Origin of the sequence: Hydrogenophaga bisanensis (genome assembly GCF_042665135.1) — a bacterium.
Classification (GTDB): domain Bacteria; phylum Pseudomonadota; class Gammaproteobacteria; order Burkholderiales; family Burkholderiaceae_C; genus Hydrogenophaga; species Hydrogenophaga bisanensis.
Genome location: NZ_JBHTBX010000002.1, coordinates 420,266 through 443,564, shown reverse-complemented (window position 1 = coordinate 443,564; position 23,299 = coordinate 420,266). Strand labels below are relative to the sequence as shown.

Annotated in this window: 20 protein-coding genes and 1 tRNA gene; 9 read left to right on the top strand and 12 right to left on the bottom strand. The window is 65.7% G+C overall.

Annotated elements, in window-relative coordinates:
• A complete protein-coding gene (gene hemC, locus ACFQNJ_RS04780) occupies positions 1-963 on the bottom strand; it encodes a hydroxymethylbilane synthase (protein ID WP_382254333.1) in 963 nt (320 codons plus the stop codon).
• A 129-nt stretch (positions 964-1,092) separates the two neighbouring features.
• Between hemC and ACFQNJ_RS04775 the strand changes: the two genes are divergently transcribed.
• From ACFQNJ_RS04775 to ACFQNJ_RS04745, 7 genes are all read left to right on the top strand, one after another.
• Positions 1,093-4,008, top strand: coding sequence for a phosphoenolpyruvate carboxylase (locus ACFQNJ_RS04775; protein ID WP_382254331.1), 2,916 nt, complete (start codon positions 1,093-1,095; stop codon positions 4,006-4,008).
• 47 nt (positions 4,009-4,055) lie between these two features.
• Positions 4,056-4,910: a 3',5'-nucleoside bisphosphate phosphatase gene (locus ACFQNJ_RS04770; RefSeq protein WP_382254328.1), complete on the top strand. Its 855-nt coding sequence runs from the start codon at positions 4,056-4,058 to the stop codon at positions 4,908-4,910.
• A complete protein-coding gene (locus ACFQNJ_RS04765) occupies positions 4,910-5,809 on the top strand; it encodes a DMT family transporter (protein WP_382254325.1) in 900 nt (299 codons plus the stop codon). Before ACFQNJ_RS04770 ends, ACFQNJ_RS04765 begins: the two co-directional genes overlap by 1 nt.
• 2 nt (positions 5,810-5,811) lie before the next feature.
• Positions 5,812-6,447 carry an L-threonylcarbamoyladenylate synthase gene (locus ACFQNJ_RS04760; protein WP_382254322.1) on the top strand — a complete coding sequence of 212 codons (636 nt, stop codon included), beginning with the start codon at positions 5,812-5,814 and terminating at the stop codon, positions 6,445-6,447.
• A 57-nt stretch (positions 6,448-6,504) separates the two neighbouring features.
• Positions 6,505-7,173, top strand: coding sequence for a site-2 protease family protein (locus ACFQNJ_RS04755; protein WP_382254320.1), 669 nt, complete (start codon positions 6,505-6,507; stop codon positions 7,171-7,173).
• 8 nt (positions 7,174-7,181) lie between these two features.
• Complete coding sequence (locus tag ACFQNJ_RS04750) at positions 7,182-8,474, top strand: tryptophan--tRNA ligase (protein WP_382254317.1); 1,293 nt, start codon at positions 7,182-7,184, stop codon at positions 8,472-8,474.
• Between the two features lie 180 nt (positions 8,475-8,654).
• A complete protein-coding gene (locus tag ACFQNJ_RS04745) occupies positions 8,655-9,248 on the top strand; it encodes a response regulator transcription factor (RefSeq protein ID WP_382254314.1) in 594 nt (197 codons plus the stop codon).
• A gap of 10 nt (positions 9,249-9,258) precedes the next feature.
• Here the strand turns inward: ACFQNJ_RS04745 and ACFQNJ_RS04740 are convergent, their stop codons facing one another.
• On the bottom strand, positions 9,259-10,704 hold the full coding sequence (locus tag ACFQNJ_RS04740; protein ID WP_382254311.1) for a sensor histidine kinase: 1,446 nt from the start codon (positions 10,702-10,704) through the stop codon (positions 9,259-9,261).
• 111 nt (positions 10,705-10,815) lie between these two features.
• Here ACFQNJ_RS04740 and ACFQNJ_RS04735 point away from each other — a divergent pair.
• A tRNA-Ser gene (locus ACFQNJ_RS04735) sits at positions 10,816-10,907 on the top strand.
• A gap of 50 nt (positions 10,908-10,957) precedes the next feature.
• Here the strand turns inward: ACFQNJ_RS04735 and ACFQNJ_RS04730 are convergent.
• The 9 genes from ACFQNJ_RS04730 to ACFQNJ_RS04690 form a co-directional block, all read right to left on the bottom strand.
• A complete protein-coding gene (locus ACFQNJ_RS04730) occupies positions 10,958-11,359 on the bottom strand; it encodes a GreA/GreB family elongation factor (protein ID WP_382254308.1) in 402 nt (133 codons plus the stop codon).
• Between the two features lie 292 nt (positions 11,360-11,651).
• Positions 11,652-12,548, bottom strand: coding sequence for an MBL fold metallo-hydrolase (locus tag ACFQNJ_RS04725; RefSeq protein WP_382254305.1), 897 nt, complete (start codon positions 12,546-12,548; stop codon positions 11,652-11,654).
• Between the two features lie 24 nt (positions 12,549-12,572).
• Entirely contained in the window at positions 12,573-13,115 is a 543-nt protein-coding gene (locus ACFQNJ_RS04720) for a redoxin family protein (RefSeq protein WP_382254302.1), read from the bottom strand.
• Between the two features lie 149 nt (positions 13,116-13,264).
• Positions 13,265-14,332, bottom strand: coding sequence for a class II fructose-bisphosphate aldolase (fba, locus tag ACFQNJ_RS04715; protein ID WP_382254299.1), 1,068 nt, complete (start codon positions 14,330-14,332; stop codon positions 13,265-13,267).
• Between the two features lie 24 nt (positions 14,333-14,356).
• Positions 14,357-15,025 (bottom strand): HAD family hydrolase, encoded by a 669-nt coding sequence (locus tag ACFQNJ_RS04710; protein ID WP_382254296.1) that lies wholly within the window; start codon positions 15,023-15,025, stop codon positions 14,357-14,359.
• 13 nt (positions 15,026-15,038) lie between these two features.
• A complete protein-coding gene (gene tkt / locus ACFQNJ_RS04705) occupies positions 15,039-17,120 on the bottom strand; it encodes a transketolase (protein ID WP_382254293.1) in 2,082 nt (693 codons plus the stop codon).
• 20 nt (positions 17,121-17,140) lie between these two features.
• On the bottom strand, positions 17,141-18,025 hold the full coding sequence (locus tag ACFQNJ_RS04700; protein ID WP_382254291.1) for a phosphoribulokinase: 885 nt from the start codon (positions 18,023-18,025) through the stop codon (positions 17,141-17,143).
• 28 nt (positions 18,026-18,053) lie between these two features.
• Positions 18,054-19,148, bottom strand: a complete 1,095-nt coding sequence (locus tag ACFQNJ_RS04695) for a class 1 fructose-bisphosphatase (protein WP_382254288.1) — start codon at positions 19,146-19,148, stop codon at positions 18,054-18,056.
• A 19-nt stretch (positions 19,149-19,167) separates the two neighbouring features.
• Positions 19,168-19,890, bottom strand: a complete 723-nt coding sequence (locus ACFQNJ_RS04690; RefSeq protein ID WP_382254286.1) for an HAD-IA family hydrolase — start codon at positions 19,888-19,890, stop codon at positions 19,168-19,170.
• Positions 19,891-20,003: 113 nt separating this feature from the next.
• Here ACFQNJ_RS04690 and ACFQNJ_RS04685 point away from each other — a divergent pair, with 113 nt between their 5' ends.
• Complete coding sequence (locus tag ACFQNJ_RS04685) at positions 20,004-20,957, top strand: LysR family transcriptional regulator (protein WP_382254284.1); 954 nt, start codon at positions 20,004-20,006, stop codon at positions 20,955-20,957.
• 72 nt (positions 20,958-21,029) lie between these two features.
• On the opposite strand, the gene ACFQNJ_RS04680 is transcribed toward ACFQNJ_RS04685, so the two are convergent.
• Positions 21,030-23,114, bottom strand: a complete 2,085-nt coding sequence (locus tag ACFQNJ_RS04680) for an ATP-binding protein (protein ID WP_382254281.1) — start codon at positions 23,112-23,114, stop codon at positions 21,030-21,032.
• Between the last annotated feature and the right edge of the window lie 185 nt (positions 23,115-23,299).

Genomic DNA, 23,299 nt, shown 5'->3' with positions numbered 1-23,299 from the left:
TCAGGCCTGTGATGACGCGACCCGCGCACCCTTGGCGCGAAGGGCCAAGGCCACGCGTTCGCCGAGCGCCTCGGCCTCGTCCAGTGTCTGCACGGCAACCGTCTCACTGGCCCGCAGCAGGGCGGCCGGCCCTTCCGGATCTCCCCAGGCGGCCTCGAGCATCAGCCGGCCATCTGGTTGCCAGCGGGCATGTGCCGCCAACGGCACCGAGCAGCTGCCGCCCAGCGCGCGCGACACCATGCGCTCAGCGGCCACACACAGCCAGGTCGGCTGATGGACCAGGGGCGCCAGGGCGGCCACCAGGTCAGGGCGCCCACTGCGGATTTCGATGCCCAGGGCCCCCTGCCCTGCGGCAGGCAGCGAGGACTCGGGCTCGAAAATGCTGCGGATGCGCTCGCCCAGGCCCAGCCGTTTCAAGCCAGCGGCCGCCAGCACGATGGCGTGATACTGCCCGTCATCGAGCTTGCGCAATCGGGTGTCCAGGTTGCCCCGCAGCGGCTCGATGCGCACGTCATCGCGCCCCATCCTGGCCAGCGCCTCACGCAGCAGGACCACACGGCGCAGACTGGAGGTACCCACCACGGCGCCCGGTGGGAGCGCCTCAAGACCGGCGCAAAGCGGGGACACCCAGGCGTCGCGCGGGTCTTCGCGTTCCATGACGCAGGCCAGCTCGAATCCGGCGGGAAGTTCCATGGGAACATCCTTGAGGGAGTGCACCGCGATGTCGGCCCGCCCTTCCTCCAGCGCGACCTCCAGTTCCTTGACGAACAGACCCTTGCCACCCACCTTGGAGAGCGTGCGGTCCAGAATCTGGTCACCCCGGGTGGTCATGCCCAGCAAGGTGACCTTGTGACCGCGCTGTTCGAGCAAGGCCTTGACATGCTCGGCCTGCCAGAGCGCCAGGCGGCTTTCGCGCGTGGCAATGGTGAGCGAAAGCGGGGTATCGGGATTTGAATGGGACACGGCGGGAAAGTGAAAAAAGATCAAGCCCGGCGCGTTGTTTTCGTACCCGGTTGGTAACGGGACGTCCGGGATCCGACAGCTTTCGGATGCTAGCATGCCCGCTGCCCGTTTTTTCAGCAACACCCGCCCATGAGCACGTCACCGTCCCGCGCCCTGAATCGTCCGTCCCAGCGGCACCCTGCCACCGACAAGGACCGCCCGTTGGTCGAGGACATCCGCTTGCTGGGGCGGATTCTGGGCGACGTGATCCGCGAACAGGAAGGCTCGGCCATGTTCGACCTGATCGAGCAGATCCGGCAGCTGTCGGTGGCCTTCCGCCGCCATGCCGACGAGTCGGCCGACAAGGCGCTCAAGAAACTGCTCAAGGGTCTCTCGGGCGAGCAGACAGTCAGCGTGATCCGCGCCTTCACCTATTTCAGCCACCTGGCCAACCTGGCCGAGGACCGGCACCACATCCGCCGCCGCGCCGTGCATGAGCGCGCCGGCGAGTTGCAGGCCGGCAGCCTGCCCATGACGCTGCAGCGTCTGCACAAGGCCGGCATTGCGCCCGTCGCCATCGTGGAGACCCTGGCGCAGGCCCACATCTCGCCGGTGCTCACGGCCCACCCGACCGAGGTGCAACGCAAGAGCATTCTGGATGCCGAACGCGCCATCGCCCGCCTGCTGGCCGAGCGCGAGCACCTGCTGCCGCGCGAATTGGCCGACAACGAGTTGCAGATCCGCGCCCGCGTGACCCAGCTGTGGCAAACCCGCCTGCTGCGCTTCACCAAGCTGACGGTGGCCGACGAGATCGAGAACTCGCTGAGCTACTACCAGGCCACCTTCCTGGCCGAGATTCCGCGCCTGTACCGCGATCTGGAAGAGGGCTTGGGCGAAGCCGCCGCCGCAGGCGTTGCGCCCTTCCTGCGCATGGGCCAATGGATCGGCGGCGACCGCGACGGCAACCCCAACGTGGTCGCGCCTACACTGGAGCTGGCCCTGCGCAGCCAGGCCGAGATGGTGCTGCGCCACCACCTCACGCAGCTGCACCTGCTCGGTGGCGAACTGTCGATGTCGGCCATCCTGACCGAGGTCACGCCCGCCATGCGCGCGCTGGCCGAACGCTCGCCCGACACCAACGCCCACCGGCAGGACGAGCCCTACCGCCGTGCGCTGACCGGCATGTACGCCCGCCTGGCCGCCACGCTCCAGCAGCTCACGGGCGGCGAGGCCGCGCGCCATGCCGTCGCGCCGCAGGACCCCTATGCCAGCGCCGACGAACTGCTGGCCGATCTGCGCACCATCGAAACCTCGCTGCTGGCACACCACGGTGCGCCGCTGGCGCGTGAGCGACTCAAGCCACTGATCCGCGCGGTGCAGGTGTTCGGCTTCCACCTGGCCACCGTCGACCTGCGCCAGAGTTCGGACAAGCACGAAGAAGTGGTGGCCGAACTGCTGGCCACCGCCCGCATCGAACCCGACTACAGCGCCTTGCCGGAAGATGCCAAGCGAGCCGTGCTGCTGCGCCAGCTCAACGATGCACGCCCCTTGCGCGTGCCCGGCGCCACATATTCGGCGCACACGCAGAGCGAGCTGGCCATCTTCGAGACCGCCCGCTGGGGGCGCGAGACCTTTGGCGCCCAGGCCATTCGCCACGCCATCATCAGCCACACCGAAACGGTGAGCGACCTGCTGGAAGTGCTGCTGCTGCAAAAGGAAACGGGTCTGATGCACGGCCTGCTCGCCGAGGACGCGACCGCAGACCTCGTCGTGGTGCCGCTGTTCGAGACCATCGAAGACCTGCGCAACGCCGCGCCCATCATGCGCGCCTACTACGACTTGCCCGGCGTGCGGGCCATGGTGCAGCGCGGCGCCGCCAGCGGCTACAGCGAGCAGGACATCATGCTCGGCTACTCCGACAGCAACAAGGACGGCGGCATCTTCACCAGCAACTGGGAGCTCTATCGCGCCGAGATCGCGCTGGTGGAACTGTTCGATAGCCTCAATGCTGAAAACCACCCAGAGGGTTTCAGCGCCGGGCCGCCCCAAGCTGAAACCGCGCCCCCCCGGGGGGCAGCGACCCGCGCAGCGGTGGAGCGTGGGGGTATCCGTTTGAGGATGTTCCATGGCCGAGGCGGCACCGTGGGCCGTGGCGGCGGCCCCAGCTACCAGGCCATCCTGGCCCAGCCCCCCGGCACGGTGCGCGGCCAGATCCGCCTGACCGAACAGGGCGAGGTGATCGGCTCCAAGTACGCCAACCCGGAGATCGGCCGCCGCAACCTGGAAACCCTGGTCGCTGCCACGCTGGAAGCCACCCTGCTGCAGCCCACCCGCAACGCGCCCAAGGCCTTTCTGGAAGCCGCCGCCAGCCTGTCGGCCGCCAGTATGGCCGCTTATCGCGCGCTGGTGTACGACACGCCGCGTTTTGCCGACTACTTCTTCGCCGCCACGCCCATCCGCGAGATCGCCGAACTCAACATCGGCTCGCGCCCGGCCTCGCGCAAGGCCACGCAGCGCATCGAGGACCTGCGCGCCATCCCCTGGGGCTTCAGCTGGGGCCAGTGCCGGCTGACGCTGCCGGGCTGGTACGGTTTCGGCTCGGCGGTGCATGACTTCCTGCACGCCGAGGGACCGAAGGGCCTGCCCGCGCGCAAAGCTCTGCTGCAGAAGATGTTCAAGCAGTGGCCTTTCTTCAGCACCCTGCTGTCGAACATGGACATGGTCATGGCTAAGAGCGACCTGGCCCTGGCCACGCGCTACGCCGAGCTGGTGCCCGAGAAGAAGCTGCGCGAGAAGGTGTTCGCCGCCATCGAGGCCGAATGGCACCGCACCACGGAGGCACTGACCCTGATCACCGGCGAGAAGCAGCGCCTGGTGGACAACGCGGCGCTGCAGCGTTCGATGCGCCACCGCTTCCCCTACATCGACCCGCTGCACCACCTGCAGGTCGAACTGATCCGCCGCTACCGGGCCGGCGAGAGCGATCCGCAGCGCGACGAGAAGGTGCGCCGCGGCATCCATCTGTCCATCAACGGCATCGCGGCAGGTCTTCGCAACACGGGCTGATGGCTGAGCACAAGGCAGGATGAGCCACAGGAACCTACAATGGGCCGGTGGACCACCTGCTCAACGCCGACCTGCACTCTCACTCCCTCGTCTCGGACGGCACGCTGGAGCCCGAGGCGCTGGCGCAGCGCGCCGTGGCCAATGGGGTCGGTCTCTGGGCGCTGACCGACCATGACGAGATCGGTGGTTCCGAGCGCGCGCTGCAGGCCGCAAGGGCCGCCGGCCTGCCCTGCCTGACGGGCGTCGAAATCTCGGTGACCTTCATCGGCGTGACGGTGCACATTGTCGGCCTGGGTTTCGATCATCGCGATTCTGTGCTGGCCGAGGGACTTCATCGCACACGGTCGGGCCGCGAGCGGCGAGCCCGCGAAATGGGCGACGAACTGGCACGCGTCGGCATACCTGGCGCCTTCGAGGGGGCCATGAAATTCGTGGACAACCCGGAACTGATCTCGCGAACCCATTTTGCGCGCTACATCGTCGAGGCCGGACACTGCAAGGACACCTACGAGGTCTTCCGCAAGTACCTGGCCGACGGCAAGCCCGGCTACGTGCCCCACCAGTGGGCGACACTGCGCGATGCGGTGGGCTGGATCACCGGTGCCGGCGGTGTCGCCGTGATTGCCCATCCGGGTCGCTACAAGCTGAGCACCAATGAAGAGTTCGCGCTGTTCTCCGAGTTCAAGGCCCTGGGTGGGCAAGCGGTCGAGGTGGTGACCGGTGCACACGGTCAAGCCGATGTCGTCAAGTACGCCGAATTCTGTCGTGAGTTCGACCTGATGGCGTCCCGGGGCAGCGATTTCCACAGCCCCGAGGAGAGCCACTGCGATCTGGGCCGACTGCCCGACCTGCCCGGACACGTCACCCCGGTGTGGACAGCACTCGAGTCCCGGGTGCAGTGATGACGGTCTCCCGCCCTCAGGCAGCCCCCGCTGCGGCCCTCGGCATCCTGTTCCTGATCGCCGCGACGGCCTGCTTTGCCGTGCTCGACACCGCCGTCAAGGTGGTGGGGGCCTTTGTGCCCGTGCTGATGGCGGTGTGGTTCCGTTACCTTTTCCAGGCGGTGGCGGTCACTGCGGTCATGCTGCCGGTGCGGGGGCGCCGTCTGCTGCACACGCAACACCCCCGCTGGCAGGCCTTGCGCGGCTTTCTGTTGCTGACCGTCAGCGGTCTGTCCTTCGTCAGCGTCCAGTACATGCCGGTGGGCGAGTTCACCGCGGTGGTGATGATCACGCCGCTGGCGGTGACCCTGCTGGCGGCCCTGTTCCTGCGTGAGCAGGTCAGTCTGCTGCGCTGGCTGCTGGTGCTGGGCGGTTTTGGTGGCGCGCTGCTGGTGGTCGGCCCTGGCGCCGGTGTGCTGGGCTGGGCGAGCCTGCTGCCCTTGGCGATGGTGCTGACTTACGCGTGGTTCCAGATCCTGACCGCCCGCATGGCGCGCACCGAAGACCCGATGACCATGCACTTCTACACCGGCTGGGTTGGCGCCCTGCTGGCCACGGTCATGGTGCCGCTGGTCTGGCAGGCCATCCCGGACCTGCAGACGCTGGGTCTGCTGTGCCTGGTCGGCCTGATGGGCACGGTGGGCCACTTCCTGCTGATTCTGGCCTTTGCCCGTGCACCGGCATCCACCCTCTCGCCCTACCTGTATGCGCAGATCGGTTTCGCCATGCTTTGCGGCTGGGTCGCCTTCGGCCATGTGCCGGGGCCGACCGAGCTGGCCGGCATGGCCCTGATCGTGGCCTGCGGCGTTACCGCGAGCTGGATCAACGCGCGGGCGGCAGCATCACCACGGAGCGCCTGAGCATGTCGCAATTCTTCGAGATTCACCCCAACAATCCGCAGGCCAGGCTGCTGCGCCAGGCGGTGCAGCTGCTGGCCAAAGGGGGGGTGCTGGCGGTACCCACCGACTCCAGCTATGCCCTGGTCTGCCACCTGGATGACAAGGCCGCTGCCGACCGGCTGCGACGGATCCGGCAGGTGGACGACCGGCATCACCTGACCCTGCTGTGCCGGGATCTGAGCGAACTGGCCAGCTACGCCCGGGTCGACAACCGCCAGTACCGCCTGCTCAAGCAAGCCACACCGGGTGCCTACACCTTCATCCTGGAGGCCAGCAAGGAAGTGCCACGGCGGGTGAGCCACCCTTCGCGCAAGACCATCGGCCTGCGGGTGCCTGACCATGGCGTGCTGCTGGCGCTGCTGGCCGAGCACGGAGCGCCGCTGCTGGCCACCACCTTGATCCCACCAGGGGAAACGACGCCCATGAACGACGCCCACGAGATCCGCGAGCGCTTCGAACGCGATCTGGACGGGGTCATCGACGCGGGCGCCTGCTCGCTGGAGCCCACCACCGTGATCGACCTGACGCCGATGGGCACCGGGGGGGATCCGGAAGTGGTGCGCGAAGGCCAGGGCCCGCTGGCGGCGCTGGGTCTTTGAGATTGCGCCTCGAGGCTGCCCCGCTTCGGGGACAATAGCGGTTTTCGCCTGCCTGCCATGGATTTCGCCCAGATCATCCAGACCGTTGCGGTCTACGCCATCCCGGTGCTGTTTGCCATCACCGTGCACGAGGCTGCGCACGGCTATGCAGCGCGCCACTATGGCGACCGGACAGCCGAGATGATGGGTCGCATCACCCTCAACCCGATCAAGCACATCGACCCCTTCGGCACCATCCTGATGCCGCTGCTGCTGTATGTCGCCACATCGGGGGCCTTTCTGTTCGGGTACGCCAAGCCGGTGCCGGTGAACTTCAGCCGCCTGCGCAACCCCAAGCGCGACATGATCTGGGTGGCGCTGGCCGGCCCCGGTGCGAATCTGGTGCAGGCGGTGGCTTGGACCGTGCTGCTGTACGTGCTGGTGGCCACCGGGGTGACCGAAGACTTTTTCACCCGCATGTGCGAGGCGGGTCTGCTGGTCAACCTGGTGATGTTCGCCTTCAACCTGTTCCCTCTGCCGCCGCTGGACGGTGGCCGCATTCTGGTGGGCGTCCTGCCCTGGAAACAGGCCTCGATGCTTTCCCGCGTCGAGCCCTGGGGCTTCTTCGTCGTGATGGCCCTGGTCATCACCGGGGTGGTCAGCACCCTGTGGATGCGGCCCCTGATGATGCTCACCAGTGAAGCCATCGAGCTTCTGCTCACCCCCCTGCGCCTGATCCTTTTCTGAGCCTTCCCATGACAACCCGCGTCCTGACCGGCATCACCACGTCCGGCACCCCCCATCTGGGCAACTACGTGGGCGCCATCCGCCCCACGGTGCGAGCCAGCCGTCAGCCCGATACCGAGAACTTCTATTTCCTGGCCGACTACCACGCGCTGATCAAGACCGGTGGTGATCCGGCCCGGGTGCAGCGCTCGACCCTGGAGATTGCCGCCACCTGGCTGGCGTGCGGGCTCGATCCGGACAAGGTCACCTTCTACCGGCAATCCGACATTCCGGAGATCCCAGAACTGACCTGGTTCCTGACCTGCGTGACCGGCAAGGGGCTGCTCAACCGGGCCCACGCCTACAAGGCCTCGGTGGACAAGAACACGGCTGCGGGTGAGGAACCCGACCACGGCGTGACGGCCGGCCTGTTCATGTACCCGGTGCTGATGGCCGCCGACATCCTGATGTTCAATGCCCACCAGGTGCCGGTGGGCCGTGACCAGATCCAGCACATCGAGATGGCGCGGGACATGGCGTCCAGCTTCAACCATCTGTACGGCGAGCACTTCACCCTGCCCGAGGTGGTGATCGAGGAGCACGTGGCCACCCTGCCCGGCCTGGACGGGCGCAAGATGAGCAAGAGCTACGACAACACGATCCCGCTGTTCGTGCCACGCGAGCAGTTGCGCAAACTCATCATGGGCATCGTGACCGACTCCCGGGCACCGGGCGAACCCAAGGACACCGAAGGCTCGGCGCTGTTCCAGCTGTACCAGGCCTTTGCCAGCGCCGAGGAAACCGCCGAACTGGCAAAGGCCTTTGCGGCCGGCATTGCCTGGGGAGAAGCCAAGGAACGCCTGTTCGAGCGGCTGGACCGGGAGATTGCCCCCATGCGGGTGGTGTATGACGAGCTGGTGCGCGATCCTGCCCGCATCGAAGCCATTCTGAAGATCGGCGCGGTCAAGGCCCGCGCCATTGCCACGCCATTCACGGCACGCCTGCGCCATGCGGTTGGACTGCGCCCGCTGCACCAGCTGGCCGCACCGGCTCAGGACGCCAGGGCGGGCAAGATCGCCAAACCGGCGTTCAAGCAGTACCGCGAGAAAGACGGTCTTTTCTACTTCAAGCTGACCGACGCCCGTGGAGAGCTGCTGCTGCAGAGCCAGGGTTTCGCCAATCCCCGCGAGGCAGCGCAGCACATCGGGCGCCTGCAGCAAGAGGGAGTCTCCGCGCTGGCGGCGCTGGCCAAATCCATTGAACTGGCTGCAGACCGGTCGGTCATCGCCGACGCCTTGGCTCAACTGGCGCCGGATGCCTGAAATGTGAGAACTGCCGCACGGTTTTCGGGATATGCTCGCGCAAGAACCACGAAGGTTCAAGTCGGAACGGGTTTTGCCGATATCCATTAAAAGAAAGTTTGCCGGCCGGTACTTTTCAGTATCGCCAAGACGCGGCTTAGGGACTATCCTTCTAACATTCCTGCCAATATAGCGATCGCCATGAGTATTTTTGTCATCGATGACCACCCCCTGATGCGCGAAGCTGTTGTGATGCTGTTGCGTCGTCTTCGCGCGTCGACCCAGGTGGTCGAACTTGAGCGCCTGGCCTCGGTGAGCAAGGCGATCGCAGAGCATGGCGAGCCGGAATTGGTGTGTCTGGACCTCAAGCTGCCCGACACCAACGGCGTGTCCGGTGTGCGCGAGATCCGTCAGATGCTGCCGGATACGTCGTTGATCGTGTTGTCGGCCTCCCCAGCCTCCGACTACGAAGATCTGGCCCGCGAAGCGGGTGCCGACGCCTACGTGGAGAAGTCGGCCGGAGCCGCCCAGATCGGCAAGGTGCTGCGCGAGTTCCTCTCGGACGAGCCCGAGGACGAGAATGCCCCCACCATTCCCGAAAAGCTGTCCAAACGGCAGAAGCAACTGCTGGTGATGCTCGACCGCGGTCTCTCCAACCGAGACATCGCTGAGCAACTACAAATCAGCGAACACACGGTCAAGGTTCACCTGTGGCGCCTGTTCCGTCGCCTGAACGTCAAGAGCCGCTCTCAGGCGAGCCACCTGGCCCGCACCGCCGGCCTGCTGGACTACTGAGCCGATCGGCTCAGCGCAGCTCCATCAGCTGCGAACTCAGCAACACATGGGGCGTCAGCGGTTCGCTGACGCTGTTTTGCGTGTAGGCAGGCAACATGACGCGGAACACGCTGCCGCGTCCCGGCTCCGAGCGCAGAGCCAGCTGGTAGCCCATGAGCGTCGCCAGCTTGGAGACGATGGTCAGCCCCAGGCCCAGGCTGTCTTCCGTCCCCTGGTGCTGAGAGACCCGGAAAAACTCCTGGAAGATCGCCTGCTGATGCTCACGGGCAATGCCCACCCCGGTGTCCCAGACCTCCAGCACCAGCATGTCGGGACGCTGACGCAGGGCCAGCAGGATGCCGCCCCGTTGCGTGTGCTTGATGGCATTGGACAGCAGGTTGCCCAGGATGCGCCGCAGCACCACCGGGTCTGCCCAGATCACCGCCGGACGTGCATGCGTCCTCAGCTTCAGCGATTTGCCTGCGGCAATGGGCTCGTACTGCAGGGCCAGGTCGGCAAACAGCTGTGTCACATCGACATTCTGCAGTCGCACCTTGTAGTTGCCCGCATCGATGCGGGTGAGGTCGAACAGCGAGTCGAACAGCTCGTTGATCGCCCGGGTGGACTGGAGGATGCGCGGTGAAATCTCACGGGCCATTTCGGGCTCGGTGGCCAGCCAGTCGGCATACAGGCTCAGGGCGTGCACCGGCTGGCGCAGGTCATGGGCCGCCGATGCCAGGAAGCGGTTCTTGGTGGCCACCGCCCGCAACGAAGCCTGGGTCTGCCGTGTGAGCGAATCAATCAGCTCCTGGTTGGAAAATTGAAGCTCGAAGCTGGAACGGTGGATCTGATTGAGTCGCTGCCCCGCCATGCGCAACAGAAACCAGAAGACCAGCAGCAGAAACATCAGCACCATGGTCATGCGGTAGTCCTGACGGGAACCACCCAGCCACCACTGCACGCCAAGCAGACTGATCATCACCGTACCGACCAGCGAGTTGATGTAGGCGTGGAAGGCGCCCGCCCAGGCGCTGAACGCGGTGAGGGACAACAAGCCGTAGCCCATGAGAGCCAAACCCACCACGAACTGCGTCTGCAGAGTGGTCTGCAGGTAGGTCATGGCCACCGGCAATGCCCAGAGCGCCCCCACCGCACCCCAGGTCCAGACGTAGCGACGCATGAAGGCCTGGCGTTGCATGCCCTCCACACTGTCATAACGCAGGCGGTACACCTCCAACAGCTTGAAACGCCCGTAGAGAACAACCAGGGCCATCCCCAGCCAGCCCAGCAGCAAGGGAGTCGCGACCTGGTCCCAGAGGATGAAGATGAGACCTGGAATCACCAGAACCGCGGCCAGCAGTGCCATGCTGGCGTTGTCCATCAGCACACCGATGAGCTGCGAGTCGATCCATTCGTCGCGAACTTCGGGCGAAGCGGGCACGTGCTGGTGCGTGGCCGGCTGGGTATCGACGAGCATGGATGAACTGGCGCGGTGTAATGCGGAAGCACGATTGTCGCACCCCCGCCAAGCCGTCGGCATGCGGGCAATGACCGCGACCGGACCTGCTACAATTTGACGCTTCGACGCGGAGAGGTGGCAGAGTGGTCGAATGCACCGGATTCGAAATCCGGCATACAGGATCTCCTGTATCGAGGGTTCGAATCCCTCCTTCTCCGCCAAGACACCAGAAAAGCGGCCTGTGGGCCGCTTTTTTCATGGGCGTGTTCTGTCAGGTGGTGTAGTCACCACTGGCTTCCGGCTGAAAGAGGATGGCCAGGATCTCTGCAGAGCACGCCTCGCCGTGGGGGGTGTCCCAGGTCGCCGTATCACCCACCCGCAAACCCAGCAGACTCGCACCCACCGGCGAAAGTACCGAGACGAACCCGGCCACCGGCTCCGCGTCGGCCGGATACACCAGGGTCAGCCTGCTGACCTGACCGCTGCCGTGCTGCCGGATTTCGATCTGGGAATACATGGTCACCACATCCGGTGGTACCTCGCGGGCATCGACCAGATCGGCCACCACCGGGCCTGCTTCAAGAATGTCGGGCAAGGACCCGCCATTGAGTTTGCACAGACGGACGAAATCGAGCTGGGTCAGCGTGCGGCCAACGCCTTGAATTTCGGGCATGAAAGACTCCATCGGAATGGCCAGACCGGTTCGACTGGCCGCATTGGCGCCTGAGAGGGGCCCGGCGATGGAGAGGGGGCGCAGAAGTGAGGGAGGGGTATCGCCGGGCTCAGGAATGTGCCACCGGCAGGTGCAACCCGTGACGTGGCATGGACGTGACTGCGCAGACAGGGCACCGGGTGGTGCCTGTCAGCCGAGGCAGACAGTCGCAGCGAATGACGTCAGTGGTCAACATATGACCAGTGTAAGCCGCCACGCACCTGGGGACAAGACCGGAAACCCGGAAGGACCCTCAGGCCCCATGGCGGTAGGTGCCGTCGCCTGTCTCGCGCACAAGCCCCTGCGCGATCAGCTCGTCCAGGTGAAGCTGGATGCTGCGACGCTCCGCGCACACCACGTAGGGCAGATCGAAGCCGGGGGGATACAGCAAGCGGCGATCAACCAGCTGGTCCAGCGACTGCGGTCCGTCGCGCAGGTAGGCCAGCAATCGCTCGCTGCGCTCATCGATTCTGGCCGCGAAACGCTCCAGGGCTTCGACAAAGGCTTGGCGGTCCGTCACGACACCCCGGTGGTGGGAGGTGACCCAGACGCGGGCATCCAGCTCACGGACTGCCTGGAGGCTGCGACGGAACAGGGCCAGATCGGAGGTGGCATCACCATAGTAGGGACCGAAGCCGGTCAGATCGATGTCGCCGATAAAGGCCACGCCCTCGCTCTCCACAACCAGGGCGCTGTGTCCGGACGTGTGACCCGGCAGGTGGTGTGCCCGGATGGTCACGCCCCCGCCCAGGTCCCAGGTGTCGCCATCCCGGTAGGCGGTGGCATCCGGACGCGGGTGGTAGGCAAAGTCGCGCACGATCATCTGGCGCACGGATTCGAGGACGTCGGGTGGGTAGCCATAGTGCCGAGCCAGGCCCTCCCACGACTGCGCGGCGGCCAGATCGGCCTCATGGACCTGCACCTGGGCATGCGGCAGGGCGTGCAGCGCGACTATGTGGTCCTCGTGCACATGCCCCAGGATCACCCGATCCACCTCCAGCAGGGGTGCGCCGATGTGCAAAGCCACCTGGGGCGTGTCGAACGCCACGCGCTCGGACGATCCCTGCACGATCACCTGGTTGCCGTCGGGGTACTTGCCGGATTTCTCACCCAGCCAGACGGACACGGACCCGAACTTCAACATCTCCATGCAGATACTCCTGTAAGGCGGGAATCAGCCAGCCAGACGAATCCACCACAAGCGCAGGCGCATGCCCAGCGAAGTGGTGTAGCCCACGGCGGGCAGACGCAGCCGGCCATCGGCATCGATCACGGCAAACGCCGGTACAGCGCGAAATCCGAGCTGCCGGCTGACATCACCGCGGGGATCCACCGCGGTCACCCAGGGCAGGTGGCGCTGCCGAAGCTCGGCCGCCACCTTGGCGGCATCACCGGACTGCATGGCCACCGTGATCACCGGCCAGTCACGGGCCAGGGAAGTGATCGTGCCCTCCTCGGCCTTGCAGATCGGGCACCACTCGGCCCACACATGCAGTGCGACCGGTGAGCCGGCATGGCGCTCACTCAGCGACCTGAGGGTTGCCTCGGATCGGGAGCCATCGGGCATGAGAACCGTCAGCGGCACATCGGGCAGGGGCCCGGGAGGCACGTCGCGGGTCTGCCACCACTGCACCGTGATCACCACCGCCGCCACCATCAGCAGGGTGAGCAGGTGGCCGCGCCAGTTGGCCAGCTGCTTGCGGAGCCAGGCCACCATCACTGCGGCAGACGCGGGTGGCGTCCGGTCGCAAGAGATGACAGGATCGAGAAGAACAAAGAAGACATCGGCCAGATCGTGAGGTGGTTTGACCCCGAATCTAGCGCAGACGAGCGGCCCGACGCTGTCGTGTGGGTTACCGTGGAAACTCAGGCCACCCGGGCCAGCAGTTCGCCCTTGTCGTAACGCCTCTGCATCGCCTCCAGGCTGTGGACCTTGGTGATCCTGCTGGCCATGCCGGCCGAGCCGAAGGCCTCGTAGCGCGCGGCGCAGATCGCCTGCATGGCCTTGGTCGCTTCCTTGTAGAACTTGCGCGGGTCGAAGTTCTTGCGGTCTTCGGCCAGGTGCTTGCGGATGGCACCGGTGCTGGCCATGCGCAGGTCGGTGTCGATGTTGACCTTGCGCACGCCGTTGCGGATGCCTTCAACGATCTCCTCCACCGGCACGCCGTAGGTCTGGCCCATGTCGCCACCGTACTGGTTGATGATCGCCAGCCAGTCCTCGGGCACGCTGGAGCTGCCGTGCATCACCAGATGGACGTTGGGGATGCGCTGGTGGATCTCGCGCACGCGGTCGATGCGCAGCACCTTGCCGGTGGGCTTCTGGGTGAACTTGTAGGCGCCGTGGCTGGTCCCGATCGCAATCGCCAGCGCGTCCACCTGGGTCTTGGTGACGAAGTCGGCCGCCTCGTCGGGATCGGTCAGCAGCATGGAATGGTCCAGCTCGCCTTCGGCGCCATGGCCATCCTCCTCGCCAGCCTTGCCGGTTTCCAGCGAGCCCAGACAGCCCAGTTCACCCTCGACCGACACGCCGCAGGCATGGGCCAGATCGACCACCTGCTTGGTGGTGGCGACGTTGTACTCGTAGCTCGCCGGCGTCTTGCCATCAGCCAGCAGGCTACCGTCCATCATCACCGAGCTGAAGCCCGACTGAATCGAGCGGAAACACACGCCCGGCGTGGCGCCATGGTCCTGGTGCATACACACGGGGATGTGGGGGTACATCTCGATGGCGGCGGCGATCAGGTGGCGCAGGAAGGGCTCGCCCGCGTAGGAGCGTGCTCCGGCGGAGCCCTGCAGGATGACCGGGCTGTCGACCGAATCGGCGGCCTGCATGATGGCCTGCACCTGTTCCATGTTGTTGACATTGAACGCCGGCAGTCCGTAGTGATGCTCAGCGGCATGGTCGAGCAGTTGGCGCAAGGAGATGAGGGCCATGGATGTCTCTCTGGTGGTTGGGAATCAAGAGGTGCTCAACGCCGAGAAATCCGGGATCACCCGGTCGGCCCCACAGGCCTCGATCGGCTGACCCATGTTGTAGCCATAGGGCAAGGCCCAGACCGTGACACCCGCGTTGCGGGCGGTGGCCACGTCGATGCTGGAGTCACCCACGAACAGGGTGCGTTCGCGTGCCACACCGAAGCGCTGCATGCAGTCGTGGATGCCGGCCGGATCGGGCTTCTTCACCGGCAGCGTGTCGCCACTGATGATGCGATCGAACAGGGGCAGCAGGTCGTGCGACCGCAGCACCGTCTCGGTGTATCGCCCTTCCTTGTTGGTCACCACCGCCAGCTTCACCCCGCTGGCGCGCAGGGCCTGCAGGGTCTCCCGCACACGGGGGTAGAGGCGGCTTCGGGTGCCGCAGCGGCGCGCATAGAACACCGAGAACTCGGCCTCGATGAGGCGGAAACTGTCGGCGTGGCGCACCGTCTCGGCCGGGGTGTTGCCGGTGAAGGCCAGCGCCTGGATCAACAACTCCCGTGTGCCGTGACCGATCCAGTCATTGACCTGCTGCTGGCTGACGGCAGGCAGCTGAAACCTGGCCAGGGTGTCGTTGACCGCATCGGCGATCTCGGGCGCGGTCTCGATGAGGGTCCCATCGAGATCGAACAGCACCAGATCAAAGGGCATGCGGGCACTCACGTCAGTTGCTCGCCGGGATGATGTGCTCGGGCAATGGCGCCTGTCGCCGCTGGGTGGCGCGGTGCACCAGGGTTCGTGCCGCATCCGCCACACGGGTCGGTGTGATGCCGAAATGGCGGTACAGGTCCTTGGCCGGGGCCGACTCGCCGAAGCTGGCGATGCCGATCACCACACCGGTGCGACCGACGTACTTGCGCCAGAAGTCCGGGTGCGCCGCCTCCACCGCGACCACAGGCAGCGACAGGGGCAGCACCAGGTCCTGATAGGCCTGTGGCTGGCGATCGAACACGCTGGTGCTGGGCATGGACACCACGCGGGTGCGCACCCCTTCGGCCGCCAGGGTGGCTTGCGCCTGCAGGGCGATTTCCACCTCGGAGCCGGTGGCCAAGATAACCGCTTGGGGATCCTCGATCTCTGACAGGATGTAGCCCCCGCGCCGGATCTGGCCAGCGCTGATGCGTTCGGTGATCCGCGGCAGGTTCTGGCGCGACAGGCACAGGGCGCTAGGGCCGTCGCGGCGCTCCACAGCGCAGGACCAGGCCACAGCCGTTTCCAAGCCATCGGCCGGACGCCAGACGTCGAGCTGAGGAATCAGGCGCAGACTGGGCACATGTTCGACCGACTGGTGCGTCGGACCGTCTTCCCCCAGACCGATGGAGTCGTGGGTGAGGACGTGAATGACGCGCAACTTCATCAGTGCGGCCATGCGGATGGCGTTGCGGCTGTAGTCGCTGAAGGTCAGGAAGGTGCCGCCGTAGGGGATGTAGCCTCCGTGCAGGGCGATGCCATTCATGATGGCGGCCATGCCGAATTCGCGCACGCCGTAGCTCAGGTGGTTGCCCCAGGCATCGCGGCCGGCTTTCACACAACCTTTGAAGTTGGTGAGGTTGGAGCCGGTCAGGTCGGCGCTGCCGCCAAAGAACTCGGGCACCAGCGGGGCCAACAGATCCAGCGCATTCTGACTGGCTTTGCGCGTGGCCACCGGCTCGGCACGCGAGGAGATGTTGGCCAGCAGCTCGGGAAGCCGGGTCGCGAGATCGGGCAAGAGGTTGCCCGCCATCCGGCGCTCGAACTCGGCGGCCTCCAGCGGGTACTGACTGCGGTAGGCTTCGAAGCGCCGACGCCATTCGGCCTCGGCGGCAGCACCCTTGTCCTTGGCGTTCCACGCGGCACCCACGTCGGTTGGAATTTCGAAGGGCGCCGCGGTCCAACCCAGGGCTTCTCGGGTGGCCGCCACTTCGGCCGGCCCCAGGGCCGCGCCATGCACGTCATGTGTACCCGCCTTGTTGGGCGACCCCATGCCGATCACCGTCTTGCAGCAGATCAGTGTCGGTTGACCATCGGCCTGCTGCGCTTGCTTCTTCGCCGCCAGCAGCGCCGCTTCCACAGCGGCCGGGTCGTGGCCATCCACATTCGGGATCACATGCCAGCCATAGGCCTCGAAGCGCTTGGGGGTGTCGTCGGTGAACCAGCCTTCCACATGACCGTCGATCGAGATGCCGTTGTCGTCGTAGAAGGCGATCAGCTTGGACAGGCGCAGCGTCCCGGCCAGCGCGCAGGCCTCGTGGCTGATGCCCTCCATCATGCAGCCATCGCCCAGGAACACGTAGGTGAAGTGGTCGACGATGTGGTGTGTGGCGTCTTCGTCCTCGCGGTTGAATTCCTGCGCCAGCAGCTTCTCGGCCAGCGCCATGCCCACCGCGTTGCTGATGCCCTGCCCCAGCGGGCCGGTGGTGGTTTCCACGCCGGGAGTGATGCCCACCTCGGGGTGGCCCGCGGTCTTGCTGTGCAGCTGGCGGAAGTTCTTCAGCTCCTCCATCGGGAGGTCGTAGCCCGTCAGGTGCAGCAGCGCATAGATCAGCATTGACCCGTGACCATTGGACAGCACGAACCGGTCGCGGTCCGGCCAGTGCGGATTGGCCGGGTTGTGCTTGAGGTGCCGGTTCCACAGCACCTCGGCGATGTCGGCCATGCCCATGGGCGCGCCGGGATGACCACTCTTGGCCTTTTCCACGGCGTCCACGGCGAGCATGCGGATGGCGTTGGCCATATGGCGGGCGAATTCAGGGGTCGGGTTCTGCATGGTGTGTCTCCTTGTTCTTTTCAACCCAGACCAAGTGCCCGCTTTTTCCGCTCCATCATCCGCCAGATGAAGGGCGTGAAGATCAGCTGCATGGCCAGTTCCATCTTGCCGCCGGGCACCACGATGGTGTTGGCGCGGCTCATCCATGAACCGTTGATCATGTTCAGCAGGTACTGGAAGTCGATGCCCTTGGGCTTGGCAAACCGGATCACCACCATGCTTTCATCGGCGGTCGGGATGTCGCGGGCGATGAACGGGTTGGACGTGTCCACCACCGGGACACGCTGGAAGTTCACATGCGTCAGGCCGAACTGCGGGACGATGTAGTTCACGTAGTCGGGCATGCGGCGCAGGATGGTGTCGACCACCGCCTCCTGGCTGTAGCCGCGCTGGGTCTTGTCGCGGATGAGCTTCTGGATCCACTCCAGGTTGATCGAGGGCACGACGCCGATCAGCAGATCCGGGTAGCGGGCAATGTCGACCGTCTCGGTCTTCACCGCGCCGTGCAGGCCCTCGTAGAACAGCAGATCGGTGCCGGCGGGAATGTCCTCCCAGGGCGTGAAGGTGCCGGGTTCCTGGCCATAGGGCGCGGCCTCGTCGGCGTTGTGCAGGTACTTGCGGCACTTGCCGGTCCCGTCGGTGGCGTACTGGCGAAACAGGCTCTCGATGTCCTCGAACAGGTTGCCTTCGGCCCCGAAGTGGCTGAAGTGGCGGTTGCCCCTGGCCTCCTCCTCGGCCATGCGGATCTTCATGCTCTTGCGGTCGAGGCGGTGGAAGCTGTCGCCCTCGATCACCGCGGCCGTGACCTCTTCACGACGGAAGATGTTCTGAAAGGTGCGTGTCACCGTGGATGTGCCGGCACCAGACGAACCGGTGATGGCGATGATGGGGTGTCTCTCCGACATGGGGGTCTCCGATCAATGCAGATGCTTGTCAGGCACGAAAGAGCGAGCGCTCGGCAAACAGCGGGCTGTCGTCCTTGTAGGCCACGGGTTCTCGGTGGTAGCGCTCGATGCGCTCGACCTCGCTCTTGCTGCCGAACACCAGACCGATGCGCTGGTGCAGCGTGGTGGGCAAGGCTTGCAGCACCGGCTCGCGTCCGGTGCTGGCGCGACCGCCCGCCTGCTCAATGAGCATCCCCACCGGGTTGGCTTCGTAGAGCAGGCGCAGGCGGCCGGCCTTGGCAGGATCCTTGGTGTCTTTCGGGTACATGAAAACGCCACCGCGCATCAGGATGCGGTGCGCCTCTGCCACCATGGAGGCGATCCAGCGCATGTTGAAGTCCTTGCCGCGCGGGCCGGTCCTGCCGGCCAGACATTCGTCCACATAGCGCTTGATGGGTGCCTCCCAGAAACGGCTGTTGGACGCATTGATGGCGAACTCCTGCGTCTCTTGCGGCACCTGGATGTCAGGGTGTGTGAGCATGAACTGGCCCAGATTGGGATCGAGCGTGAAACCAGCCACGCCATTGCCCACGGTGAGCACCAGCATCGTGGTCGGGCCATACAGCGCGTAGCCGGCGGCCAGCTGTTGCGTTCCAGGCTGCAGGAAGTCGGCCTCCACCACGTCACGTCCACTGTCGATCGCATCCTGCGGCGCCCGCAGGATGCTGAAGATGCTGCCCACCGTGACGTTGACGTCCAGATTGCTGGAGCCGTCGAGCGGATCGAACACCAGCAGGTACTTGCCGCGCTGGTGCGGTGCCGGAATCTGGTAGGGCTGGTCCATCTCTTCGGACGCCATGCCGGCCAGGTGACCTCCCCACTCGGTCATCTCGGTGAAGTAGGCGTTGCTGATCACGTCCAGGCGCTTCTGTTCCTCGCCTTGCACATTGACAGCGGTGGCCACCTCTTGATCGACATGGCTGAGCACGTTGCCCAGTTCCCCCTGTGCCACCGAGCGGGCAATCGCCTTGCAGGCCAGCGCGACATCGAGCAGCAGGGCATTGAAGTCACCGCTGGCGCCCGGAAAGCGGCGGCGCTGCTCAATCAGGTACTGGGTCAGGGTAAAACGGCGGCGTGTGGTCATGGTGAAGGCTCTCTGAAGTTCAATCGCTGATGCGCGCCCTGGCGTGCCAGTCCCGCAGTTGGGCCACCGAGACATGTCCGAGGTCGGGCACCACCCGAAGCGCTCCCTGGAAGTCGTGGTGAGCGGTGAAATCGTTCGGGGTGATGACGGTGGCCAGGCCTGCGGCCATGGCGGCCTTAAGGCCATTGGACGAGTCCTCGAAGGCCAGGCATTGGGCGGCCGTGCGCTGCATGTCCGCCAACACCTTCAGGTACACCTGCGGGTGGGGCTTTTTCATGGGGGCGTTGCTGGCGTCACCGATGGCCAGGAAGTTCAGACGCCAGTCTTCGCCGATGGCCTTGCGCAGCAGGGCAGCGATATTGACCGGCGAGGTGGTGGTGGCAATCGCCAGCTGCAGGCCCTGACGGCGGGCCTGATCCATGAGCGGGAGCACGCCCGGGCGCAGGTTGACCGCGCCATCGGCCACGGCCTGCTCGTAGTAAGCGGTCTTGACCTCGTGCAGACGGTCGATAACGGCCTGCACAGCGCCGCCGCTGAGTTCCTGCAGGTCCGGCTGGACCTCTCGCCACCAGTGCAGCATGCGCTCCTTGCCCCCAGAGATTTCGAGCAGCCGGGTGTACAGGGGCAGGTCCCAGTGCCAGCCCATTCCTTCCTGAGCAAACGCGTGGTTGAAAGCGGCCAGGTGAACTTGCTCGGTATCGGCCAGGGTGCCGTCGACATCAAAGATCAGGGCTTCAAGCATGGGGCTGTTCGCACTCCGGGAGGTCCCGAGGGCTTCGGGTTGAATCAACTATAAGCAGGCACTGAAATAAGGTAAATTCACAATATCTTGTTTCTAGATTCAGTTTTTACTTAATGAAGAACGCCACCTTCCGACAGCTGCGGGTGTTTTCCGAGGTGGCCCGGCAGCTGAGCTTTGCCCGGGCAGCCGAGGTGCTCCACCTGACCCCCCCGGCGGTGACCATGCAGGTCAAGGAACTGGAAGGTCACGTGGGTCTGCCGCTGTTCGAGCGCAACGGGCGCCGTGTGGCACTGACCACGGCGGGCGAATACATGCTGGTCTACGCCCGCAAGATGCTGGCCACGCTCAAGGACGCCGAGGATGCGGCGGCCCGCCTGCAGCGGGTGGAGGTGGGGCAGTTGACGATCGGGATGGTGAGCACCGCCAAGTACTTCCTGCCCCGACTGCTGGCGGAGTTCAAGCGGGAGCATGAAGGCGTGGACATCCGCCTGGCGGTCGGCAACCGGGAGCAGTTGGTGAGGATGCTGCAGGGCAACGAGGTGGACATTGCGGTGATGGGACGGCCTCCCACCGAACTGGCCACCCGCGCGGAGCCCTTTGCCGCCCACCCACATGTTTTCGTGGCCGCCACCGACCACCCGCTGCTCAACATCGGGCACCCCACCGTGGAGTCGCTGCGGCCCTACGGCTTCATCCTGCGCGAACGGGGATCAGGCACGCGGGCCGCACTGGAAAAGTTTCTGGAGAAGTCGCGCATGGAGCCGCGCGTGGTCATGGAGATGACCAGCAACGAGACCATCAAGCAGGCCGTCATGGCGGGCATGGGCATCAGCTTTCTCTCGCTGCACACCATCGGGCTGGAACTGGAGCACGGCCTGATCGCGCGCCTGGACGTGGAGGGCACCCCCATCGTTCGTGGATGGAACGTGGTGCACACCCTGTCCAAACTGCTGTCGCCGGCGGCCGAGGCGTTTCGCTACTTCATGCTGGAGCGGGCAGAGACGTTCCTGGCCGAGAAATACGGCCCGTTGCTGCAGTTGCCGCCGGCCAACACCCTCGCCTCATGAGCCACGGCAACCCATGGTCAGGACTCCGCCGGGCAGCCGGCCCGGCGTGCGGCGCCTGACACCGTCGCGCGGTCAGTCGGACGAGGTCGGCATGACCACGGGCAGCCAGACCGAGAACACCGCGCCCTTGCCCGGCTCGGCCGTGGCCGTGACGTGGCCGCCATGCCGCTGCACCACGCGCTGCACCGTGGCCAGCCCGATGCCGATGCCGGGAAACTCATCCTGCCGGTGCAGGCGCTGGAAGGCCTTGAACAGGCGCATGCTGTGCGCCATGTCAAAGCCGGCGCCGTTGTCGATGACGCTGAAACCGCGGTAGCCCGGCTCTTCGCAAGCCTGCACCCGGATGGAGGCCTGGGAGGTGTGGCCGGTGTATTTCCAGGCGTTGTCCAGCAGGTTGTCCACCACGCTGGCCAGCAAGCGTTCGTCGCCCTGGAACACCAGGCCATCTTCGACGGTCACCGCCACTGAACGGGCAGGTTCGGCAGCGGCCAGTTCGGCCAGGCGGGCCCGCGCCAGGGCCGACACATCCACCCGATGAAGTTGCAAGGCGTCCCGCGCACTGCGCGAGAGCATCAGCAGCCCTTCAATCAGGGCGCTCATCTTGCGCCCGGCCTGCACGATGTGATCGAGATGGCCTTTGGCCGCGGGGGGCAGGCCGGGCCCCAGATCTTCCTCCAGCAAGCCGGAAAACCCCATCATGGCGCGCAGGGGCGCGCGCAGGTCGTGGGAGACAGCGTACACAAAGCTGTCGAGCTCCTGGTTGGCGGCGGTGAGTTCGGCGGTGCGTGCGGCCACCCGGCTTTCCAGGGACGCGTTGAGCTCCTGCAGCGCGGCCTGCGCGACCTTGGTGGCGTCGATGTCGGTATGGGTACCCAGCATGCGCAGGGGCCGACCGTCGGCATCCCGGGACTGGATCTTGCCCATCGACAGAACCCATTTCCAGCGACCGTCATGGGTGCGCTGGCGGAACTCGACCCGGTAATCGGCCCGGCGACCGGCCACGTAGTCATCAAACACGCACTTGACGAGCGGCCTGTCGTCGGGGTGCAGGTACTCCAGCCAGCGGGTGAAGGTCAGCGTGAAGGTCTTCGGGTCAAAGCCCAGCATGGTCGCGTACTCGGGGCTGACCTGTGCCTGACCCGTCTGCAGGTCCAGGTCGTACAGACCCTGCGATGCAGCGGCCAGGGCCAGGCGCAGGCGTTCTTCGCTCTCGCGCAGCGCCCGCGTCTGCCGGGCCACCTCGCGCCGCAAGAGGGCCACAAACCCCACCGCCAGCACCAGCAGCCCCACCACCGCCGCCAGCCCCCACCAGAAGGCGACAGGCACGCGCGTCTGCGTGCCCTGCTGGCCCCAGCGCGCCAGCGTCTGGAAATAGAAGGAGTCGGCATCGGCCTGCCAGGCCTCCAGCAAGGCGTCGATGGCGGCCAGCAGGTCGGCGCCCTGCCCCTTGCCGGTGGCATAGAACAGTTTGCTGGGCTGAAACACCACGGCGGAGGACTCCAGTCCGTAGTCGCTGGCGGCCAGGTCGCCCGAATAGCTGTTGGCGGCCACGGCATCGGCCTGCCCGCTGACCACCATCGCAAACGCTTCTTCAAAGGTCTTGGCAGGCAGCAGCTCGGCGTCCAGACCGAAACTGCTCAGCATTCCTGCGAGATGGCTCTGCTGAACGGACCCATCCAGCACCGCCACGCGCTTGTGGTTCAGGTCAAGCACCGACTGCAGGGTCACATCAGGGCGCCGGTACAGCAGGGACCAGCTTGGCAGCGCGGGAATGCGGTGGAAATCGAAGCGCTTGGCGCGCTCCTCGTTGTAGGCGACGTCGGGCAGCAGGTCGATGGCCCCGGTCTCCAGCAGCCGCAGGCATTCTTCCCAGTCGCACCCCACCGGCACGAGGGTCCACTGTTCCTGTCGGGCCACTTCCGCCAGCAGGTCGCCCAGGATGCCGCTGGGCTGGCCCTGTGGGCCCGCCTGGATCTTGGGCGGGTTCTCGTAGATGCCCACCCGCACCGTGCGCGGCTCGGCCTGCACAGCCATCGAGATCAGCGCGACGGCCAGACACACCAGCGCACGCCCAAGGCCAAAGCCCCAAGGCGCTGCTGATGCAAGACAGCACAGTCGGGACATCAGACGATCACAGGCGGTTGGTGAGTCAGCCATGGGCATATCCGCGCCATCTTATGGATTTTCTGGCCGCATGGACGCGCGAAAAGCGGTGATTTCGAGCAATTCAACCGCTCACTGACCGCTTGGCCCGTGCCTGCCGGCATCCGCCCAGCGGCCGATGGCCGCGTCGCTGGACTGGGCGCCGGTGGCTGTCGGGCAGCATGAACGCCCGTGAGGGG